This is a genomic window from Rhodococcus sp. 2G (assembly GCF_001886355.1).
GTDB lineage: Bacteria > Actinomycetota > Actinomycetes > Mycobacteriales > Mycobacteriaceae > Rhodococcus > Rhodococcus pyridinivorans.
On record NZ_CP018063.1, the window covers coordinates 3783021 to 3802744 of the forward strand.

The 19724-nt window shown below is 65.5% G+C and carries 15 protein-coding genes and 2 pseudogenes; all 17 read right to left on the reverse strand.

Annotation, left to right across the window (positions count from 1 at the left end; genetic code table 11):
- Window positions 1-269: 269 nt before the first annotated feature.
- Window positions 270-509 (reverse strand): annotated as a pseudogene (locus BO226_RS17680) (transposase); the annotation flags it as partial.
- Between the two features lie 47 nt (window positions 510-556).
- Complete coding sequence (locus tag BO226_RS17685; RefSeq protein WP_064257806.1) at window positions 557-2512, reverse strand: tyrosine-type recombinase/integrase; 1956 nt, start codon at window positions 2510-2512, stop codon at window positions 557-559.
- Complete coding sequence (locus BO226_RS17690) at window positions 2509-3564, reverse strand: tyrosine-type recombinase/integrase (protein ID WP_064257805.1); 1056 nt, start codon at window positions 3562-3564, stop codon at window positions 2509-2511. The genes BO226_RS17685 and BO226_RS17690 overlap by 4 nt, the downstream gene beginning before the upstream one ends.
- Window positions 3565-3680: 116 nt before the next feature.
- Window positions 3681-4697 (reverse strand): annotated as a pseudogene (locus BO226_RS17695) (IS256 family transposase); the annotation flags it as partial.
- Window positions 4698-4829: 132 nt separating this feature from the next.
- Window positions 4830-5315: a hypothetical protein gene (locus BO226_RS17700; RefSeq protein WP_071935835.1), complete on the reverse strand. Its 486-nt coding sequence runs from the start codon at window positions 5313-5315 to the stop codon at window positions 4830-4832.
- A gap of 4 nt (window positions 5316-5319) precedes the next feature.
- The gene (locus BO226_RS26740) at window positions 5320-6342 is read right to left on the reverse strand and encodes a hypothetical protein (protein ID WP_064257102.1); all 1023 of its coding nucleotides are present in this window, start codon (window positions 6340-6342) and stop codon (window positions 5320-5322) included.
- A gap of 71 nt (window positions 6343-6413) precedes the next feature.
- On the reverse strand, window positions 6414-7298 hold the full coding sequence (locus tag BO226_RS17710; protein WP_156895252.1) for a hypothetical protein: 885 nt from the start codon (window positions 7296-7298) through the stop codon (window positions 6414-6416).
- Window positions 7295-8008, reverse strand: coding sequence for a hypothetical protein (locus BO226_RS17715; RefSeq protein ID WP_071935837.1), 714 nt, complete (start codon window positions 8006-8008; stop codon window positions 7295-7297). The genes BO226_RS17710 and BO226_RS17715 overlap by 4 nt, the downstream gene beginning before the upstream one ends.
- Window positions 8009-8026: 18 nt before the next feature.
- Complete coding sequence (locus tag BO226_RS17720; protein ID WP_156895254.1) at window positions 8027-8452, reverse strand: hypothetical protein; 426 nt, start codon at window positions 8450-8452, stop codon at window positions 8027-8029.
- Window positions 8449-8838, reverse strand: a complete 390-nt coding sequence (locus tag BO226_RS17725) for a hypothetical protein (protein ID WP_071935839.1) — start codon at window positions 8836-8838, stop codon at window positions 8449-8451. The genes BO226_RS17720 and BO226_RS17725 overlap by 4 nt, the downstream gene beginning before the upstream one ends.
- Complete coding sequence (locus BO226_RS17730; RefSeq protein WP_071935840.1) at window positions 8838-9308, reverse strand: hypothetical protein; 471 nt, start codon at window positions 9306-9308, stop codon at window positions 8838-8840. Before BO226_RS17730 ends, BO226_RS17725 begins: the two co-directional genes overlap by 1 nt.
- Entirely contained in the window at window positions 9305-9643 is a 339-nt protein-coding gene (locus BO226_RS17735; protein ID WP_071935841.1) for a hypothetical protein, read from the reverse strand. Before BO226_RS17735 ends, BO226_RS17730 begins: the two co-directional genes overlap by 4 nt.
- A gap of 2 nt (window positions 9644-9645) precedes the next feature.
- Entirely contained in the window at window positions 9646-11235 is a 1590-nt protein-coding gene (locus BO226_RS17740; protein ID WP_083543680.1) for a peptidoglycan DD-metalloendopeptidase family protein, read from the reverse strand.
- Window positions 11235-11834, reverse strand: coding sequence for a phage gene 29 protein family protein (locus BO226_RS17750; protein WP_064257109.1), 600 nt, complete (start codon window positions 11832-11834; stop codon window positions 11235-11237). Before BO226_RS17750 ends, BO226_RS17740 begins: the two co-directional genes overlap by 1 nt.
- Before the next feature lie 31 nt (window positions 11835-11865).
- Entirely contained in the window at window positions 11866-13509 is a 1644-nt protein-coding gene (locus tag BO226_RS17755; protein ID WP_071936510.1) for a Gp37-like protein, read from the reverse strand.
- On the reverse strand, window positions 13506-14450 hold the full coding sequence (locus BO226_RS17760; RefSeq protein ID WP_071935842.1) for a hypothetical protein: 945 nt from the start codon (window positions 14448-14450) through the stop codon (window positions 13506-13508). Before BO226_RS17760 ends, BO226_RS17755 begins: the two co-directional genes overlap by 4 nt.
- 2 nt (window positions 14451-14452) lie before the next feature.
- Window positions 14453-19702: a phage tail tape measure protein gene (locus BO226_RS27775; protein WP_071935843.1), complete on the reverse strand. Its 5250-nt coding sequence runs from the start codon at window positions 19700-19702 to the stop codon at window positions 14453-14455.
- Window positions 19703-19724 lie beyond the last annotated feature (22 nt).

Below are 19724 nucleotides of genomic sequence, written 5' to 3' on the forward strand. Positions count from 1 at the left end.
GAGCCTGCCAGTCCGACCACGACAGGCGGTTCTGACCGCCCTGACCTGCAGTGATGCGAGACGGTCCACTCGAACAGGACTCCCGCCGATCGTCGATCGAGGCATCCGGACGCATCGAAGCCCAGTGCTTGCCCCAACCGAGTTCAGCGCTTACCCCGACCGAGTCGGTCGAGCACGACCGCCCGCAGCGAACGCGCTTCGATGCCGGCCTCGCGGCGGGGTCAAGCCCCTGGTAGTGGTGTAACTCGTTTTTGATCCTTCGTTGGTGGTCAGGCGGGTAGTTGCATCAGTTCATCGGTGCTCACCTCCGTCGCCTGGCTGGTGTCGGTGTTGGTGGTCAGGGTGAGCCGGCAGCGGCTGAGCACTTCTAGGCCGAGGTATCGGCGGCCTTCGGCCCATTCGTCGGTCTGCTCGGCCAGGACGGCGCCGATGAGGCGGACGATGGCATCCCGGTTGGGGAAGATGCCCACGACGTCGGTGCGGCGGCGGATCTCGCGGTTGAGCCGCTCGGTTATCCGGCCCTCAGGGATGAGATCAACCCTGATCTCACATCGAATCAGCGATCGAGACGCTGCAAGTGGTCGGTCAACGCCTCAGCGACACGATGATGCCGGGCAGCTTCATCGGGCCATCCACGGTCACGAGCATCGACCTCGAGAGCCTGGATGTCGGTGCGTTGCGCCTCGAGCGCGCCGCGGAACTCAGGTCCGGTGACGAAGTTGTCGCAGGTCTCGCAGATGTTGGCATAGGGACACGCACCCGCGCTCTCGTGACGGGAACAGTAACCGTGGGCAACACGCGTTTTGAGCATCTCACTGCCGAGCCAACTCACCGCGTCGGGGACGATCGGTTTGCCGACCGGAGTGAGCGTGAACCGCCGCCGCATCTTGCCCATCGCCTGGTCATAGGCATCCCGCAACGTCGGTGAAGCCAAAGTGGCGTAACGCAAAGTCATCTGCGGAGTGACATGCCCGAGCAACGCCATCAACGCCTGCAGGCTCATCCCGGCGTTGGCGAGTTCGGTGGCCCAAGTATGCCGCAGCTGATGCGGGGTCACCACCAACGGCGCACCCCCGGCCCCACGCAGTCCGCAAGCCTCGACGGCAGCGAGCAGACCGTTGCGCAGCCGGGTCTGGCTGAGACGGCGGCCGTGTGCGACGAACAGGAAATCGGTCAACTCTCCGGTGCGGGGATGCGGCAATGGCCGACAGATACCACGCCCGCCGGTCCACTCGTCCAACGCGGCGATAGTGGTCGCCGAGAGCGGGACCATGCGTTCGGTGGCGAGCTTGCCCAACGGAACCTTGAGCCAGGTCCCGGCCGGGCCGTAATCGATGACGCTGCCGAGCTCGAGATCCAGTAGCTCCCCGACCCGCAGACCGGCTCCGCGCAGCACCGTCAACCCGATACGAGCGAACGAATCATCCAGCTGGGAAACCGCATTCATCACCGCAGCATCGATGTCGGGCGGCAATGCCCGCGGAAGCGGTTGGTCGAGTTTCGGGACGTCGGCGGCGAAGACCAGACGGCGCGGTGGGGCCTGCTCCCAGCCCCATTCGGTGATGTCCTCGAGCAGGTTGCGCACGCTCAGTACCGTCGATTGGATCACGGCCTTGGAGATGATGCGCCCGGCCCCGGCAGCGGCGCGTTGCCCACGCCAGGTGCGGGTGCGATTCCAGACGAGGAAGCCCTCGATGTGACTGCGGTCGAGATCCTCGAGGGAGGTGACCTCGGGATGGTTGGTGGTGAGGTAGTCCGCGAACGGCAGCAGGTCGTTGATCAGCGATTCGGCCGATTTCGGGCGGAGCACCGATGCCCGGACGGTGACGTAACGCAACAGGGCCTCGCGGATCGGATCGGCCATCGGGGCGTCGGCGAAGCGTTGGGCGTAGGTGCGGGCCCACGGTCGGCGCCGTGGTGGGGTGTCGACGATGCGGGCCTGAAACAGCATTTGTCGCAGTCCCGCGATACGGTTGCGGTAGGCGCGTTTCGATGTATCCGGGATTGACTGTGTGGCAGCCAATGCGGCGTCGAACTCGCCGACGGTCTCGGCGCTCACACCGCTGACGGAACCGCCGTGCCAGGCGAGCAGCACCGCCAGGCACTCGCCGAGGACGGTCTCGACCCATTGCGGTGTCCACCCCAAAACCAGGCCGGCGGCCCGGACCGCGGCGAACCCGTCCGGGTCGCGGTCCTCGACGGCCCGGCCGAGTCCGGTGAGGTTCTTGACGGCCGCGAGTTCGAGGTCGAGCCGCAGGTTGCCGCGTCCGATGAGGTGACACAGCAGTGGCCAGGCCCCGGTGCGGCGTAGTTCGGCCAGCCGGTCGGCAGCGGGTCGGGTCATCCAGTCCCGCAAGTCCGGATGCGTGGTGAGGAAGGTGGTCGCGATGAGGGTGCGAGCGCGCACCGACCTGTCGCTGAGCCCGAGGCTGGCGACGTGCTCGAGGTAGTCGGTGAGCACCGCACCCGGTCCGGCCGGCAGGACGACCGTCGCAACCACCGCGGTGCTCATTGTCGTGTTCCGGCGAGACTGGCGCGGGCCGCGCCGTATTCGGCGGCGAGCTGCTCGACCGACAAATGCACATATTCGGCAGTGGTGTCCGGAGACACATGCCCCATCAATTCTCGCAGCACCATCAGATCGATTCCGGCGGCAGCGAGTTCGGTGCCGTAGGTGTGGCGCAATCGGTGCGGACGCACCCTCGTCGCACCGGAGAGGTCCCGGTGCCGCCGGAACAGCGACCGCAGTCCCGCCTCGGTCACCGGCGCCCCCGCGGTGGGGCCGCGCAGCACCACGAAACACTCCTCGGTCGCCAACCCCGGTGGCCGTTCGAGGCGCAGATAGGCCGACAGTTCGGTGAAGAACACCGCATCGACCGGCACCACCCGTTCCTTGCAGCCTTTGCCGAGCACCCGGAGTCGTCGCTGGCCGAAATCGACGTCTGCCAACCGCAGGGATCGCACCTCGGCGTTGCGCAGCCCGCCGAACAGCATCGCCCACAACATCGCTCGATCCCGATGGGTGCGCAGCGACGCCGCAAACTGCTCGATCGCGTCGGCGTCGAGGGACTCGGGCAGTAGCCGCGGTTGGCGTACCAGCCTGCCTCCGGCTCGGGGTCGGCCCGGCCCGAGGTGTCCGAGCAGTCCTCGCGCTGGTGGTCGCAGTCCCTGTCCGCGCCGCGGTGAGGGCACCGGATTTTCGGTGCGTATCCCGGTCATCACCAGGTATTCGAACAATGCGCGTATCGCCGCGACTCGTCGGTTGATCGTCGATGCCGCAGTGCCCCGATCACCTCGTGTCGCCATGCCTGGGCGGGGTTTGCGGTGCACGTTCTGCCAGTCGACCCACTCGAACACCGTCACCGGCGTCACCGCAGCCACCGTGAGGTCGCGATCGAGCAGGAATCGGGCCAGATTGAGCACGTCGAACGCATATGCCCGCACCGTTGCCGAACTGAATCCGCGTCCGGCCAGATGCGTCAGGAACGCGTTTGCTGCTGCGCATCCTTCCCATTGGCCGTCGATCACATGCCCGTTGCTGCTGATGCGCACCCGAACGGTCATTGTCCGCCGCCTTTCGATCGGAGCCGACACCGCCAGCATGCGCCTCAACCGGTCGTCGGCTCAGGACCTCACGCTGCAACCGTGATCGTGTCGTGGGAGGGCCGGTTAACCGATATGGGGTTGTTGGACCAGATCTGTCGCCACACGTCGTCGGGAAATGCGGTGAAGGCGAGCAGGTCTTCGCGGGCGTCGCCGAGGTGGTCGGCGACCTCGGGCAGCCGGTGCTCGGCGTACTCCAGCAGCCGGTCGAATTGCGCGTTGACCGCCTCCGCGGTGGGCTGGTCGTAGACGCTGTGCAGCATCGCCTTCACGGCCGGCCACATGGACTTGGGGCACACGGCCATGAGGTTCGCCGAGTAGTGGGTGCGGCAGCGTTGCCACGCGGCGCCGGGCAGGTTCGCCGCGATCGCCTCGATGAGCCCGGCGTGGGCATCGGAGGTCACCAGCCGCACCCCGCCCAGGCCGCGGGCAACCAGGTCGGCGAAGAAGGTGTTCCACGAGGCCGTGGTCTCACTGGTGGCGACCTGTATGCCCAGCACCTCGCGGTGGCCGTCGCCGTTGACGCCGGTGGCCAGCAGCACGGAAGCCTTGACGACCTGCTTGTTCTCGCGGACCTTGATCGTCAACGCATCGGCGGTGACGAAGGTGAACGGCCCGGCCTCGTCCAGGCGGCGGTGCCGGAACGCGGCGACCTGCTCGTCCAGGTCCTGGGCCATGCGTGAGACCTGCGACTTGGACAGCGAGTCGATACCCAGGGTCTTGACCAGCTTGTCCATCCGGCGGGTAGACACCCCGGCCAGATAGCAGTCGGCTACGACGGTGATCAGCGCGGACTCGGCTCGCTTGCGGCGCTCGAGCAGCCACTCGGGGAAGTAGCTGCCCGAGCGCAGCTTCGGGACGGCGACGTCGACGGTGCCGACCCGGGTATCCAGGGGCCGGTGGCGGTAGCCGTTGCGGTGGTTGGTGCGCTGTTCCGAGCGGGCGTTCCACTCGGCGCCGCACACGGCGTCGGCATCGGCGGAGAGCAATGCGTTGATCATGGTCTGCAGTAGCTCGCGCATCAGATCCGGCGACGCGTCGGCGAGGGCTTGGCCAAGCAGGCCTGCAGGGTCGACAATATGAGGTGCGGTCATCGTGATGACTCCGTTCGAGGATTCGGTAGAAGGTTGACTCGAAGGATCACACGGTGGCCGCTCTACACCCGTGCACAACACGGAATCGCAGACGATCTCGGCCACCGAGTTACACCACTCTATGGGGCACTACTAGGTCCACCCACCAGAGATCGGCACACGACTGGTGAAGGTCCCCGATGCGGACCGGGTGTAGATCCCGGAGGCCAGGGCCGCGCCGGCAGCAACGAGCAGCACGATGTCGTCGTTCTGCACACCTGTGCCCGTACACCGACCGGACAAGTAGAAGTAGGTCTCTGCCGAGCGGTTCGTACCGACCGGAGTTTTCACAGTGGCGAGCACACCGTAGCGGTCCGTGTTCAGTTTCTTCGCGTACTCGGTGAGCTGGGGGACGTTCCCGGAACTGGTGGAGTTCTGGGCAGCGTTGGAGTTGATCGTAGGCTGGGGGGAACCGAGCCAGTCCGCACCGAGTGCGCCGTTGGGCCGGTTGAACTCGTCGACGTAGTGGGCACCGGCCTGGAAGACCTGCACCCAGCCACCACCCGACCACATCCAGCCTTCGCCGATCGGGGTCGAGCCGTACTGCACTTCGCTGATCGGGACCGAGCCGTATTGCATTGCCTCACGTCCTCGGCTTGAGATACAGCACGCCTTCGACTCCCGTTGCAGGCAGATCCGCAACCAACTGGATACGGTTGCCTGCCATCGCTGTCGATGCGGTGGTCCCGATCTGCAGGCTCGAAGTTCCTGCGTCGATTGCCGAACGGGCTGCCGCCTTGTCCGCAGCCTTCGCCAGGCTCGCCCCGACCGACGACATGTCGGTGACATCCGCAGTTGACAAGGTCACCGCGCCGGTTCGGCCGGCCACCGACGACACCGGTGATGCTGGATATGTGCGTTCACGCCAATTCGTGAGAATCGTCGACGGTTCGGCGATCAACTGCCAATCCGTGCCGCGGTCGGTGCGGGTGCACCAATCGCCGCGCTGCCCCGACAGGGCGAGCATCGCCGACTGGGATGCGACCGTGCCGAGGAAATCGGTGAGCGCGATTGCCGGGATCTGAGCTTGGGGAATCACCCCGTCGACAAGATCGGCCTTGGTTTGCAACGCTGGCACGGTCGGAGCGTCAGCTGTGCCACCGAGGTCCCCGGCAAGCTGGATCTTGCCTTTGCCCGAAGATGTGGCATCCGGGACACCGGTTGCGGCAGTATCCGCGGCCTGCTGCGCCGAAACCGCGGCAGCGGCTGCCGAATCGGCCGCGTCCTCTGCTTTGTCTGTTGAGATCGTTGCCGCGGCACCGGCGATCGCTGCCATCGAGATAGCTTCGTTCCGGGCAGCCTGGGCGGCGGCGACCACCGGTTCTGGGTACTCGGTGGTCGCGTCGAGTAGGGATGCAAGCTGGACGGGCGTTTCCGAGTCAGGGATCGTGATCGTAAACGATCCGCCACCACCACCAGAAATATGCAACACGGCAGGACCGGGTTCGAGATCGTCGGTGGTGAGCTGCCCGTACTCTGCGGTGTAGCGCCGTTCCCGGACTGTGACGATTCCACCATCGGTGGCTCCACGCACCTTGGGGATTTCGAAGGTGAACGTCGTTCGGTCATCGGCGTCGGCGATGTCCTTGACCTTCGCGGTGAGCACTGTCATAGTCCGCCTCCGATCAGCACGAATGTCCAGAGCCACCACCATGCAATCCACAGCATGTAGGTCTCCTATCCGAGGTCCCCGCCGTCGGGTACCTCATCGGCGTAGTTGATGTGCGTGGAGTCACGCGACCAGCGAGTGGCGCTGAGGGACGAATATTTCGTTCCTCCAAGGACTTTGCACATTGTTGCGTTGAGCGTCCCGGTGTAGATCGGCGAGTAGCGGATCGACATTCGCACGTGCACCCAATGATCGGGCGCGGCCGGGTCGTATTCGTCCGGCATGTCTTCGACGACGAATGTCTTGGAGAACGCGCCGGATCGTGGAGCGTTCTGGTAGCCGAGACCCTGCGCGTTGAGTTGGAGGTCGGAGACCATGTCGAACTGCTGCGCTGAGATCAGATCACCGTTCGCGTCGAGGACTTCGAACATGACTTTCGGGAAGATCGGCGAGTACGTGTACAGCGGCACCAGCACACCCATGCCCGGTGAGCCACCAGACCAGAACCAAGTCACGCCCATCGAGTAGCCGGTGATCGCGAACTGGGCGTCGACGCGCCACAACCCGCCCCGCTTGAGCGTCAGGTAACCGACACCTGTACTCGGGGCTGTGACAGAGACGCCCTTCACCGGGCCGAGCTGGGTATCGAACGGGATCGCGCACCACGTCGAGTCGGGCAGGTCCCAGTTGTACGCCATCACCGCGGTGCCGTATCCGGAGACGTCGGCGAGCAACTCGAGGCGGGACTTCAAACCGTTCTGCCCGTCCATCAGATCTGCTCGCGTCGCGTTCTGCTGCTGCAGATGAAGCGCATACTTCGCCACCGCTTCGAGCATGTTCGCGCGGGCAGCGCCGGTCGTGGCTTCCATGACCGACGCTTCGTCCATGCCCTGCCCGAAACTCGATGCGAGTTGCCACGCTCCATCCGGGGCAGATCCACCTGGGGTGGTCATCCGAGTTCCCCTCCATCGGCCGGCTCGGGGATGTCGACGTTGTTCGAGGTATTCGTCGACCACTTGTTCACGGACAATGCGCTGCGCAGCGTTCCACCGAAGACTCTCAGTCGTGCGGTGCGGTTGTGCTGGATGCGGGCCTTGACCACGTAGTCGTCGTCGGTAGGAACCACGAACGTTTTCGAGAACGCCGCGGACTCCGAACCCGACGGGGTGAGCACGATATCGAATCGGGTTTCGGAGTACACGGCGCCGGTCGCCACCGACAGCACGGTGATGTACACCTGCGCGGCAAAGTTGCTCGAAGTCATCTTGTCGCAGGTGACAATCGTGTCCGCCCGCCACAGTCCCCGCGTCTGCAGCCGGATCCCACCCTCGTATGGGACAGCGCCGACGTTGGGGCCGAGCTGCGTATCGAACGGCAGCGCGAGCAAATGGTCTTGTGCGACAAGCCAGTTCGCGGACATGAAGGTGTTGCAGTATCCGTACACGCCTTCGAGAAGATCGAGGCGTTCTTTGAACTGGTCCTGTTCATCGATGAGCGCCTGGAGATCGCCGCGTACCAGTGCCCATTCTTCGTCGGCCTGTTCGAGGTTCCCGCGCGCACCACCGGTGGCCAGGGCGAGGGCTTCGTCCTCGGTCATGCCCTGACCGAACCCGGATGCGAACTGCCACGCGCCGTCCGGCGCGGATCCGTGGGGTGTTGTCACGAATCCACCTCCTTCTGGTCAGTCGAGGTCGGTCGGCCGCGGGGGTGGTGTCCCACCGAGATCGATCACCGATCGGGTGAGGCGCGCGATGTAGGCGCGACCGGCGAGGACCCACCGGTCGAGGCGGGTGATCTGGCGGTCGCGGGCATCGAGCTGTTCCTGCAGGGTTGCGACGCGCCCCTCGTGCCACTTGATGTCCGCGTCGTGCCGTGCGCGGAGCTCGTCGAGTTCCGTCTTGTGCTGGTTGCGGGCGCGGTCGAGGTCTGCGGCGCGGGCCTGCTTCTCTCGTTCGAGGTCGGCTTTCGCTTCGTCGAGTTCTCTCTGGACGATGGCGACGTCGTCGAGTCGCACTTTCGAGCGGGTGACCAGTATGCCGCCGACGGTGCCGCCGATGGCGGTGATGAGGCTGCTCAGTGCAGCGATCAAACTCGGGTCCACGCTCACCTCAATCCTCGTTCGGCACAGCCGCGGCCGATGCACATGTGGGTCAGGGCTATGTATCCGGCGAGGGTGCCGGTGACGACCGGCACGGGTGGTTCGGTCATGACGGCAGAGAACAACACACAGCAGGCGTAGAAGGTGTAGGCGAACACCGCCGCGAGATGTGCGGTGACGAACCCGGTGCGGCGCCATGCAGCGGCGAGCAGCATGAGTCCGGAGATGACGAACAGCACCGTCCACCATGGTCCGAGTCCCTCGATCCAGACGACAGCGGAGACCTGCCCCGGTTGCAGTGGCCGGCGAACGAGCTGTTCAGGCATCACGTACAGCACGCCGAGGGTGCAGGACATCATTCCGGTTGCGCCGGCGGTCAGTCGTGCGCCCAGCATCAGCTGCCCTTCGGGGGCTGAACGAACCGCTGCACATAGGCGACGACCGCAGTCATCGCCGCGACCCCCGCCGCGGTCGCCGCGGTCTTCCACGAGTCCCAGGTGAGCAGGTCGAAGCCGGGGGCGGAGAGCGCTGCGGTGAAGGCGGTGCCGACGGCCAGCACCAGCGTGACGAGCGCGCCCTGTAGGAAGGTGCGCCAGGCGCGTTCCTTGGCGTCGGCTTTCGGGTCGATGGACATCAGCTCCCCCTCGACCGAGACCGACAGGGGTTGGTTCTGCTCGGCCGCACGGACAGCGGCGCGGATCGCGATCTGGGGGATCTCGGCGACCGCGGCGTCGATGCGTTCTCGTGCTTCGGTTTCGATGAGGGTGCGGACGTCGTGGACGACGGTCTGCACCTTCTTCTCGAGTTCCGGTCCGACCTTGTCGACGACCTCGCGGGTGATGATGTCGATGACGTTGTCGCTCACAGCTTCTCCAAGAGGGTCTCGAACTCGGACTTGTTGTTGACGTCGACGTAGAGCAGCTCGGCGATACGGACACCGGCGGCGCGGCAGACGGTGACCTCGGCCAATCGGCCACGCCATGTCTCGCCGTCGGTGTCGATGGTGATGTGGGCGCCGTAACCGGATCCGTCGAACGAGGCCTCGACGATCTTCTGTGCCAGCTCGTCGGCGATCGGCAACGCGAGACGCACGACGGTGCGTTCGCGGCGGTACTCGATGTCGAGGTCGCGGGCTTCGAGGAACGCGAAGTCGTGGTCCCAGATGCGGACTGTGCGGGCGGTGGTGAGGGTCTCGGGCATGGTCAGTTCTCCTCGGTGCTGATGGCGTCGAAGCCGGGGCGTTCGTGGGTGCCGACCGAGCCGTCCGCCGACCACGTGATCCGGCCGTGCTCGAAGTTCTGGTAGCGGACGGTGCCGGTATCGTCGGCCCAGATCTCGTCGGAGATCGGCCACCCGAAGCGTCCGTTCTCGAATCCGGCGCGGTTCCAGTAGGCGCGGATCATGCCGGTGACGGCGTACCCGGGCTGGCCGTAGCGGCGGTAGATCGCCCCGCCCTGGAAGCCCTGCACATCACCCCACGGCTCGCCGGTGGTGGGGTTGGTGAGCACGGTGTGCCGGCCGATCGGGAACCCGAGATAGGACTGCTCCCACCGCAGCTGCTCGTACTTCTCGAAGATTGCCTTCGGGATGGCGAACGCACCGGTCGTGGGATGCCAGTAGATCGAGCCGTTCTCGAAGTGGGCGTACTTGCCGCCGTCGATCGCGTCGCCCTCACCGTCGGTGATGCGGGCACCGATCCATTCGGCGGCCGACTTCGCTTCGGCGTCGATGGCGTTCACCGTCGGCACCGGGGCCGGGGTGGCGGCGCCGCTGCCGTGCACCCAGTAGCGGACGCGGTCGGCGAAGACGTCCCAGGGGAAGTTCGCTCCGACATCGGTGTGGTCTCCGATCGACAGTCCGTAGGTGATGCCGGAGTGATCGCAGATCCCTTCGATGCGCCGGCGGATCTTGTCGTAGTCGCGACCGTGCACGTTGAGATCGATGCCGTACTGGATGCAGTCGCGGACGGCGACCTGGGCGGCGAGGTCGATGGCGTTGCCGAACTTGCCGATCCACTCTTCGCGGGACATGGCGGCGCGGGATCCGGCGAAGCACAGGTTCAGGGTGTAGGGGTTGGCATCGAGCACCGACCATGCGGCACGGTCGGTGTTGACCGAGCCGATCAGCGTCGCATTGTCGACGGTGTAGTGGTACGACACCTGCGCGCGTTTGAAGTAGTTGTGCAGTCCTTCGGCGTTGCCGCCTCCTTCCTGCGTGTGCAGGACGAACAGCCACGGCCTGGCGCCGTGGCGGCTGCTGTGACTGGCGTGCGTGCCGGTCAGGTCGATTTCGTTCATGGTGTACGCGGGCACGATGGGGTCCTTCTTGGGGGGCGCAGGAGAAGATGCTGCGGGTGCGACGGGATCGGTGGCGCCGGCCAGCCATGCGAGGGGGTCGCGGTCCTTGCCGCCGATGCGGCCGGGCGGGGTCCACACTTCGAAGTGCAGGTGCGGTCCGGTCGATGTGCCTTCGGAGCCGACGCGGGCGATGAGTTGGCCGGCCTTCACGTGCTGGCCGCCGCGGACGTAGATGTCGGCGTGCCGCATGTGCCCGAAGATCAGGTCGACCTTGTGTTCGTCCTGGGCGTCGCCCCAGATCCAGTTCCCGAAGCCGTCGACGGTGCCGGGTTTGCGGTCGGCGCCTTCGATGATGAGCATGTCGACCGGCGCGTAGATCGGTGTGCCGAGCGGTGCTTCGAAGTCGACGCCGCGGTGGTCGGGGCGTTGCGGGCTGCGGTACATCGACCCCGGCACGTAGCTGCCGCGTGCGAGCGGCTTGACCTTCTTCGGCATCACAGTCCCTTCCACAGCGGGTTGCGCAGGATCTGCTGGCGTTTCTTGCCGGTCATCTCCGCGGCGAGGACTCGCCGGCGTTCGGTGTCGTCGACGCCCATGAGGTAGCCGTTGACCATCGACGGGGAGTAGTCGCTCGGGTTGAACACCGGGCGGGCTTTGCCGACGGTTGCCTTATCCGGCTGCGGCTCTTGCCGTTTGATCACACCGGTGTGGTAGAGCTGCTCGGCGACCACCGCCTGCTCATGGGGCGTGTGGCGCTCCATGTCCGGGATCATCACGGGTTCGGGATCTTCGGCGTTCATATCCACCCACACCCCGGTGTTGAGGTAGTGCTGCTGACCGCGATGCGGTGGCCGGTAGCGCTTGCGCTGCTCGGGTAGCTGGTCGACGTGGATGAATCCGTCCTCGTTGGCGAGGGCGCGGATCTGGTCGACGTGCCGGTAGCCGGCGTCGTTGACCCGCTGGGACCAGTCGGGTAGCAGTCGGACGTCGGGGGTGTAGGGCTGGTTCTCGGCGAACGGCAGATCCACGAACAGCCACTGGTGGGCTGTTCGTGGATCGGACTGGTCGCACGTGGATTGCAGCGGTAGCCGCATCGCTGGTGTCCTTTTTTCGAATCGGTCGGCGTCACAAGACGCCGAGGTCCTGCAGCATTCCGAAGAAGTCCTGCAGCATCTGGAAGGCCTTCATGACCGGGTCCTGCGGCTCGCGCTGCCCGATCTGCAAGTTCCACACCGGAGCGGTGGCGCGGTCCCACGACAGGGTCAGCTCGGAGATCTGCTCGACGAAGATCCGGCCGGGCTTCATGCCGAGGACGGTGAAGCCGACACGGGAGCCGAGGAAGCAGTGGCCGAGGCCATTCTGGCCGATGCGCCACGGTGCGCCGTCGACGACGGTGATGGTGCAGCGGGTTTGCTCCCGCGTGGCCCACATGGCGGCGCGCATCGCGAGCAGCCACGACAGGGTGTAGGCGCGGTCGCTGCCCTCCGCCCACCGTTCGTGGTAGTGCGACCACCCCAACCGTTGCGCCCTGGCCGGACTCTTCCACTTACCGAAGGCGAGCAACACATCGGTGTAGAGCGGTTTGAGCACCGCGTCGATGGCCGGGCCGATCTGGGACTGGCCGATCAGTGAGCCGAGGAACCCGGTGATGCCGATGATGGCCGCGGATATGCCCTCGTTGACGCCGGGCATCGAGTGCCCGCCTCCGACCACGCCGACGTCCTGCGCCGGTCGGTAGGAGAACATCGACGTCTGGATGCCGGTGTGCTCGCCGTCGCGCCAGATCACACCGGGCCGTGACGGATCGGTGCCCCGTACACCGGGTGTGGTGTACAGCTCGGGGATGTTTGGATCCGAGACGGTTTCGACGGTCTCGGTCAGGCCGTCTCCTCCGATGTTGACGAACTCGTGGGCGAGTCCTTCGAAGAGGTTGCCGCCGAACGATGTTCCGGTGTTGAACGCCGAGTTGTCGACGAGGTCCCACACGAGGCAGCCGTGCTTGATGTTGGCGCCGGGCCACGGCGGTGGATCACCGTCGAGGTAGCGGCGTGGTTCCCAGGTGAGTTGGGCGTCCTCGACGATGCGGCGGGAGGCTTCGTGCATCGTCTTGAACCGGCCGTACACGATGCCACCGACAGAACGGTCGGGGGTCAGATCCGGTTTGACGACCATGCCCCAGGTGGACTGGTCGAAGTTGAACCACTGCGCCGGATCCATCGGGTCATCCGGAAGCATCCACAGCGACGACTCGAGACGCATCAGGTTGCACAACAGCGTGGTCTTCAGCGCCCACCGGACGTGGTTGGAAAAGCAAACCCACAGGCGCGGGAACTGGATCTCGGCCGGCAGGAACGGGTTCGACCACACGAGGATGTGCTTGAGGTGCTCGTAGTCGTGCTTGAAGATCACCCGCACGTAGCGGACGCCGCGTTCGTCCTTGTGGATCTGCAGCTCGTCCATGAGCCCGGACCAGCGGGCACCGTCCTTGTCGACGGTCAGGTGCACGTTCGTGGTGTCACGTTCGTCGACGTCGACGAGCCACTCGGACAGGTAGTAGTCCAAGGGCATCTCGATCGACGCCGTGCCGGTCTCGTTGTTGAGCCACTGGACGCTGACGGAGTTCTCGTGTTTGCAGACGCCGCGCAGATTCCAGTCGCCGTCCCACAGGCGGACCACCGGTGGGGCGAGACGTTGTTCGGCCTCGTCCTTGAGCTGTTGGACCAGACCTTCGAACTCGGTATCGAAATCGATTGTTGGGACTGTGGTCATCGGCGTTGCCCCCATGGACGCGGCCACGGCCGCGGACATTCCACCCGCACCCCGACACCGGCCGGCGCTCCCGTCACCTCGACGGGGATCTCGACCGGATCGAGCCTCGGGCGGAGCGGATACAGAAACGTCTTGCCGTCCATACGCATGTAGAACTGCGTGTCGAGTGTCGAACGCGTCTGCTCACGCTTGGCGTTCTCGTCGGTCTCGATATCGACGTGCTCGTTGCCGAGCATCTCCGGCATATGGATGACCCGGTCGGCGTCCTCGACCGCACGCCTGTGGATCTTGTTTCCCCACGAGAAATCCGCGATCGTCCATTTCGTGCCCGGTGTCGGCCCGGCCTGAAGCCGCCACTTGAGCCAGATCGGATAGGGCGTCGGGTTCGACACCGTCACCGTCCCGCGGGCGATCTTGGGTTGACCGTTCGAATCGAGACCGGTGGTGTCGACCTCAGAGGTCCACTTGTCGAACACCGACGGTTCCCACCACCACGGGTCACCGGATACCCCGGGTGTTTCGATCTCGGCTTCCTGCTCCCCGTGCGGGTCGACCGACAGGTCGACCCGCATGTGCTCGAGCTGGCGGATCAGGAGATGCCGGCGCGAATCGGGGGTGGTCACCCACAGTTTCGTGTCCGCCAGTGGGGACCACAGTTCCGCCCACCGTTCGTCGACGGCCATCCAGGTCCGGCTCGACGTCGCATGGGCGAGAATCTTGATCAGTGGCGTGCGCCGTTCGATGCGCATGCCGTTGTAGGTGGCGCCCTCCTCGAAGGCGTGCTGCGTGTAGATCGTCGAGAACGGAATGTCGTAGACGTCTTGCAGCCCGCCTTCGAGGAGTTCGAACCCTTCTCGGCCCTGGCCGGGGCCGGAGATGGTGACCAGGTCACCGTTGCATCCCTCGATTTCGACGAGGGTCTCGCTGCGCCGTAGCGCCACAGTCACCTCCTGGTGTACGTACGCGAGTACTGATCGACTCGGTCGCGTTCGCGACGGTGGGCCTCGGCCTGCTCGTAGCCGTAGTACTGGGAGGTGTGCTGAATCGGTGGGCGTTCCACCAACTGCCGCAGCTGTCCCGCGATCTCGGACAACTGCCCTGCGCCGACACCACCACTGGCGCCGGTGCGTTCTGTGCGCAGCACCGCCAGCTCTTCCATGTCCCGGTCGTAGCGACGTCGGTCGGCTGCGGTCTGCACCCACTCGGTTTCACCCGACAGGTTCAGTGCCGCCATCCCATGCGGGACAGGACCACCGACATCACGCAGGACCGCCGGCACCTTCAGCGACTCGACGAGCGTCTTGAGCCAGTCCTCACGTGCGCGCCCGTCCCGGCCGATGTCCGCATCGGAACTGCGCACATCAACCGAGGGGGGCGGGGCCGCGGCCGGCCCTTGCTGGGCCTGCTTCGTCAGCGCTTCCACACCGAGACCGATGGCGGTCCCGATGGCACCCGACCCGCCGTTGGTCAGTCCGATCGTGCCGAAGGCATCCTCGAGTTGGCCTTGCACCGCAGCCTTGGCAGCGTTGCCGAACAGCTCCGCGATGGACGATCCGCTGATTCCCTCGCCGCCCTGCTTGCCCTCCTCGAGAGCGTTGAGCGCCTTCTGCAGATCTCGATCCGCGGCATCGCGTTCACGCTGCGTCGAGCGTGGATCGGCGTACACCGCGTTGCGGTCCAGCCGGGCCTGCTCGACCGCGTCCTCGAGGTCAGCGAGACGCAACTGCTCGTCGGTCATCCGGCCCGTGAGGGCCGGCGCCTCCGGTGCGAACGCGAGACGTTGTTCCTGCTGCTCCTCAGCGAGCGCGTTGATCGCTCTTTGCAGCTTGTCGTCCGCCTCGTCACGTTCCCATGGCGCCGCTTCGGGATCCGCGTAGATCTCGTCGCGGTCCCACTTCGCCTCATCCACCGCGCGTTCGAGGTCCCGCAGTCGAAGTTCCTCATCGGTGTACGACGTGGTGAGCTCAGGCGCCGGCGGGATCGCCATGCCGCCCTGTTCCGCGGTGCTCTTCTGTTCCTCGAGCTTGCGGACCTTTTCCTCCGCCTGCAGGACCTTGTTCTTCGCTTGGTCCTTGTCGGCCTGCGACTTCTTCGGATCGTTCAGCGCCTTGTCGCGGTCTTCTATCGCTTGCACCACTGCGATCCGAGCCGAGTCCAGCTTCAGCTCATCCTCGGTGTCCCAGGTCTCCGTGCTCCGCGCCCGCCGCGACCGACCACGGCTATCGGTGCTTCCATCCGAGGACGTCAGCCGCGGTTCACCGACCGGTTCCGAGACTGCCCAGTGGACGTGGTCACGGTGATCAGCCATCGTGTCCGCGCCGTAGAAGCCGAGACCGTCACCGACGAAGCCTTGCCCTTGACCGATGTTCCGGTCGAACGGCTGATGGATCAGCTGCAAGGTGATGCCGGCGTAGTTGTCGGCGATCCACGCCGCCAGGGACCGCATCGTCGGGGTCGAGTCGAACCCGTCGGAAAAGTCCGCCGCCTGGTCCTTCGAGTGATACCCGTTGTCGGTGAAGCGAAGACCCGACGTGAACTGCATACCGGGGAACTTCGATTGGACGGCACGGACCATCGACATCACGATCGGGCCGCCTTCAGCGAAGCCAGGGAGCCCTGCCAGTCGCGGATCGTCGCGGTTGATCGCGGCAAGCAGACCGTCGTACTTCTCCGAGCTTCGGGAGTTGACCACCCATTCCCCACCGTTGACCCGCGCGACCGGGGTGCCATCCGGCGTGACCGCATAGATCCCGTCAACGACTTCGGTGCCGGGCCCAGTAGTGGGCATCCGGCTTCCAGCGGCGATCTGTCCTCCTGTCGCCAATGGGGCGACACTGAGCGGTCCGAGGAAGTCGGGGTTGGCTGCACGTGCTGCCGCGTAGCGGTTCGACCACTCGATCGCGATCTGCGTGGTCCGGTTCTTCGCAGCAGCGTCGATAGCTTCGGATACCACCTGGGCATCCCGTATCGCCTGCTGTATCAGCAGTTTGACATCCGCGTCTGCCTCGGAGTTGTCGATTTTCGACAGCTCTTCCAGGGTGACGTCACGGCCCGCGAGGAAATCGTCGATGACCGCACCGACAGCCGGATCGACCTGGGTGGTGTCGATCTCGCGGAGCTTGGCCAGGACGTCCTCGTTAGTGACAGCGAATCGTGTTGCGTCCGCGTCGATCTCAGGGACGGCTTCCACGCCGCCGACTTCGAGGAGCTTGGCCAGGACCGCATCGAGTCCAGACTGAGCCAGACTCGTCTCGGCTTCCACCCGGAAGGTCGTCACACCGTCCTCGGTGATCTCGTCGACCTTGAAACCCAACTCCTCGAGCCGGGCCCGAGCATCGTCGGTCAGCGCCTGGAGTTCGATAACCTTCGGCTCTCCCGGTCGAACAGCGTCCAGTGCGGTCTTGACGACACCGAGTTCGGCCGTGACACCGTCGGCACCGGCGAGCTGCGCCGAAATGGTGAAGGTGCTCTCGTTGTAGCCGAGCATCCTGGCCATCGTCTCGATCTCACCCGCGCTGAGCCCGACTGCGCCTGCCAGCTGCTCGAACTGCTCCCGGTTTTGCGCAAGCTGGGGACCAACGTCCTTTCCCGCAGCAGCCACATCCGCGGTAGCATCGCGGATCGCAAGTAGCTGCTCCCAGAGCGCGGCACCGTTTTCGGTCTGAGTGTTGACCTCCCCGTTGGCGCCGATAAGCGCAGCGCCCCAGCCCTTGGACTGGTCCCATACTTCCTGCGTCGCCTCAGCGGTATCTCGGACCACCGCGTTGTACGCTGCGGTGGCTTCCTGCAGGTCCGGCGGCACACCGGCCAGGGCATCGAGTGCACGCTTGAGCGCCGAGGACTTGGCGTCCGCATTCGCCGCTTCGTCGGCCAGCAACGCGAACGCGTCGGACAACTCGTATGTGCCGGGGGTGACGCGTTGCGATGCCTCTTGCTGTTCGAGGAGAACTCTCCGCAGGTCCTCCAGTTTGTTGGCAGCGTCCTTGCCGCCTTCACCCGAGCCGGCCAAGGTCGCGCGGAAGGTGTTCCATTCGCCTTGCGTCCCGCCCACCTTCCGTGCGATTTGATCGCTGGACATACCCAGGCTTTCGATGGCTTCCTGGGCTTGCCTGTTAGCCAGGGCGACCCGGTCCATCTCGAACGAGATGTCATCACCCGCGCCCTTCCACGGTTTGATGAAATCGCCGATCATGTCCGAGGCGACGTTGTTCCACTTCGCGTCGTTGTCAGCTGCGGCGGACAACGCGGCCGAGACACCGTCGATCTGCTGGGTGAGCTGACCGAACACGGTGTCGTCGATGACGCCGCCGTTGCTGACGAGGGTGCTGAAGGTGTCGGTCTGGGACTCGGCGACCGCCCGCAACGATTCGTCGTATTGTTCCGAAAGTTGCTTGGCTGCCTGGATGTTCGATACCAATGAGGAGACAGCCATGCCAGCCGCGGCCAGCCCGACCATCCACGGTCCGCCGAACGCGGAGATCACACCGCCTGCGGCAGACTTCAGGCCGGACATTCCGGCAGCGGCGACGCCGCCGACTTGGCCGCCGAATGTAGCGACGGAAGCACCGGCGTTGCGCAGGACACCCGACAATCCACCGGTTGCTGTTGCCGCGTCTCGCTGGCGGGTAGCGAAGTCGCTGGCGCGGCGGGTGACGTCACGGTAGGAGTCACCCATGCGGGCGATCGCCGGGGATCGGGCCTCCATCGTGCCCCACGCTGCGGCCACCTCGGAGATCTGCTCTTCGTTTTCCTCGAGCAGACCGTTGACCTGTTCGAGGGATCCCTCGAACGTGCTCGCGTCGACCTCCGGATTCTCGGCTTCGAGCATGTTCTCTGCCAGGACCTGACGGACTTCGTCCATCTGACTGAGGAACTCTTCGAGTCCACCCTGGGCGTTCTCCACCCAGCCACCGATCTTGTCATCGAGGCCTGACCCCTTGATCGCAGCGAACCCTGCGACTACGGCCTGCATCGGCGCGGGCAGATCCATGAAGGCCCCGACGAGGTCACCGACGATGTCGGCCACCGGGGACAGGCTCGATCCCACTGACATCGCCATATCGGCGGCGCCCGAGAGTCCGGAGATCAATCCGGGGGTGGCGTTGGTGACGAATTCGCCGGCCTTGGTCGCGAGATTTTCGAGCGGTCCGTCGACCAGGTCGTACACCTCGAGGGCCAGTCCTTCGGCGGCGTTCTGAACGCCTGCGATAGCACCCGGCAGTCCTTGCGTCTTTGCGGCGGCGACATCCGCGGCGGCGCCTTCACGTTCGATAGCGCCGCGCATAGCGTCCCAGCCGGCTGTCCCCTGCTCGGCGGCGACACCGGCCAGGCGCATCGCGTCCGAACCGAACAGGGTGGCGGTCGCGGCCTGGTACATCTCCGGCGTCATTGAGGCGGACGCCTCTTGGAGCTGACCGAACAGTTCCCGGAATCCGACGAATTCGCCCGACGCGTTGTAGATCGTCAGTCCGAGGTCTTCGATCGCCCCCTGGGCAGGATTGGACTGATCTGTCAATGCGAGCAGCGTCGACTTGAGCAGAGTGCCGGCGTCGGATCCTTGAATACCGGCGTTGGCGAGCATGCCGAGCCCGGCGACGGTGTCCTCGAGCGAGACGCCGAACTGATTCGCGACCGCGCCGGCCTGCTGCAAACCCGACGCGACATCGGTGATCTCCGCCGACGACGCATTCGCGCCATTGGCCAGCACATCGGCGGCCTTGGCCGCGTAATCGGCGTCGAGACCGAATGCCTGCAATGCCTGGGACTGAATCGTCGCGGCGGAGGCTGCGTCGATCTGCGCTGCGGCGGCGAGCTGCAGGGTACCGCGAGCCGCGGTCATCGACTGCTCGACCGTGAACCCGCCCTTGGCGAGTTCGGTCATCGCTGCGGCGGCATCGACCGCGGAGGTGTCGGCGAGGGCGTTGTCGTTGCCCAGGCCCATCGCAGCGTTCTTGACTGCCTCGAGCTGTTCGGCGGTCGCACCCGACACGGCCTGCAGAGTGTTCAGCTCCGTCGTGAAGCTGTTGCCGAGATCGATGACAGCTTTGCCTACCGCGCCTGCCCCGATCGCCAGCCCGAGTGCGCTACCGATCTTGCTGGCAACGCCGAGGGCGCCCTTGGTGCCGGATTCGAGTCGCGCCGGGAAATCCCGTAGATCGGGGGCCACCTCGATATCGATGCGTCCTCCGGGCACAGGTCACCTCCTATTGAGTTGT

What these genes read in the sequence shown, in the direction of transcription:
- BO226_RS17685 (WP_064257806.1), bottom strand. Translation starts at nt 2,512, where the DNA reads ATGAGCACCGCGGTGGTTGCGACGGTCGTCCTGCCGGCCGGACCGGGT.
- BO226_RS17690 (WP_064257805.1), bottom strand. Translation starts at nt 3,564, where the DNA reads ATGACCGTTCGGGTGCGCATCAGCAGCAACGGGCATGTGATCGACGGC.
- BO226_RS17700 (WP_071935835.1), bottom strand. Translation starts at nt 5,315, where the DNA reads ATGCAATACGGCTCGGTCCCGATCAGCGAAGTGCAGTACGGCTCGACC.
- BO226_RS17710 (WP_156895252.1), bottom strand. Translation starts at nt 7,298, where the DNA reads ATGACCACCCCAGGTGGATCTGCCCCGGATGGAGCGTGGCAACTCGCA.
- BO226_RS17725 (WP_071935839.1), bottom strand. Translation starts at nt 8,838, where the DNA reads ATGCTGGGCGCACGACTGACCGCCGGCGCAACCGGAATGATGTCCTGC.
- BO226_RS17735 (WP_071935841.1), bottom strand. Translation starts at nt 9,643, where the DNA reads ATGCCCGAGACCCTCACCACCGCCCGCACAGTCCGCATCTGGGACCAC.
- BO226_RS17740 (WP_083543680.1), bottom strand. Translation starts at nt 11,235, where the DNA reads ATGCCGAAGAAGGTCAAGCCGCTCGCACGCGGCAGCTACGTGCCGGGG.
- BO226_RS17750 (WP_064257109.1), bottom strand. Translation starts at nt 11,834, where the DNA reads ATGCGGCTACCGCTGCAATCCACGTGCGACCAGTCCGATCCACGAACA.
- BO226_RS17755 (WP_071936510.1), bottom strand. Translation starts at nt 13,509, where the DNA reads ATGACCACAGTCCCAACAATCGATTTCGATACCGAGTTCGAAGGTCTG.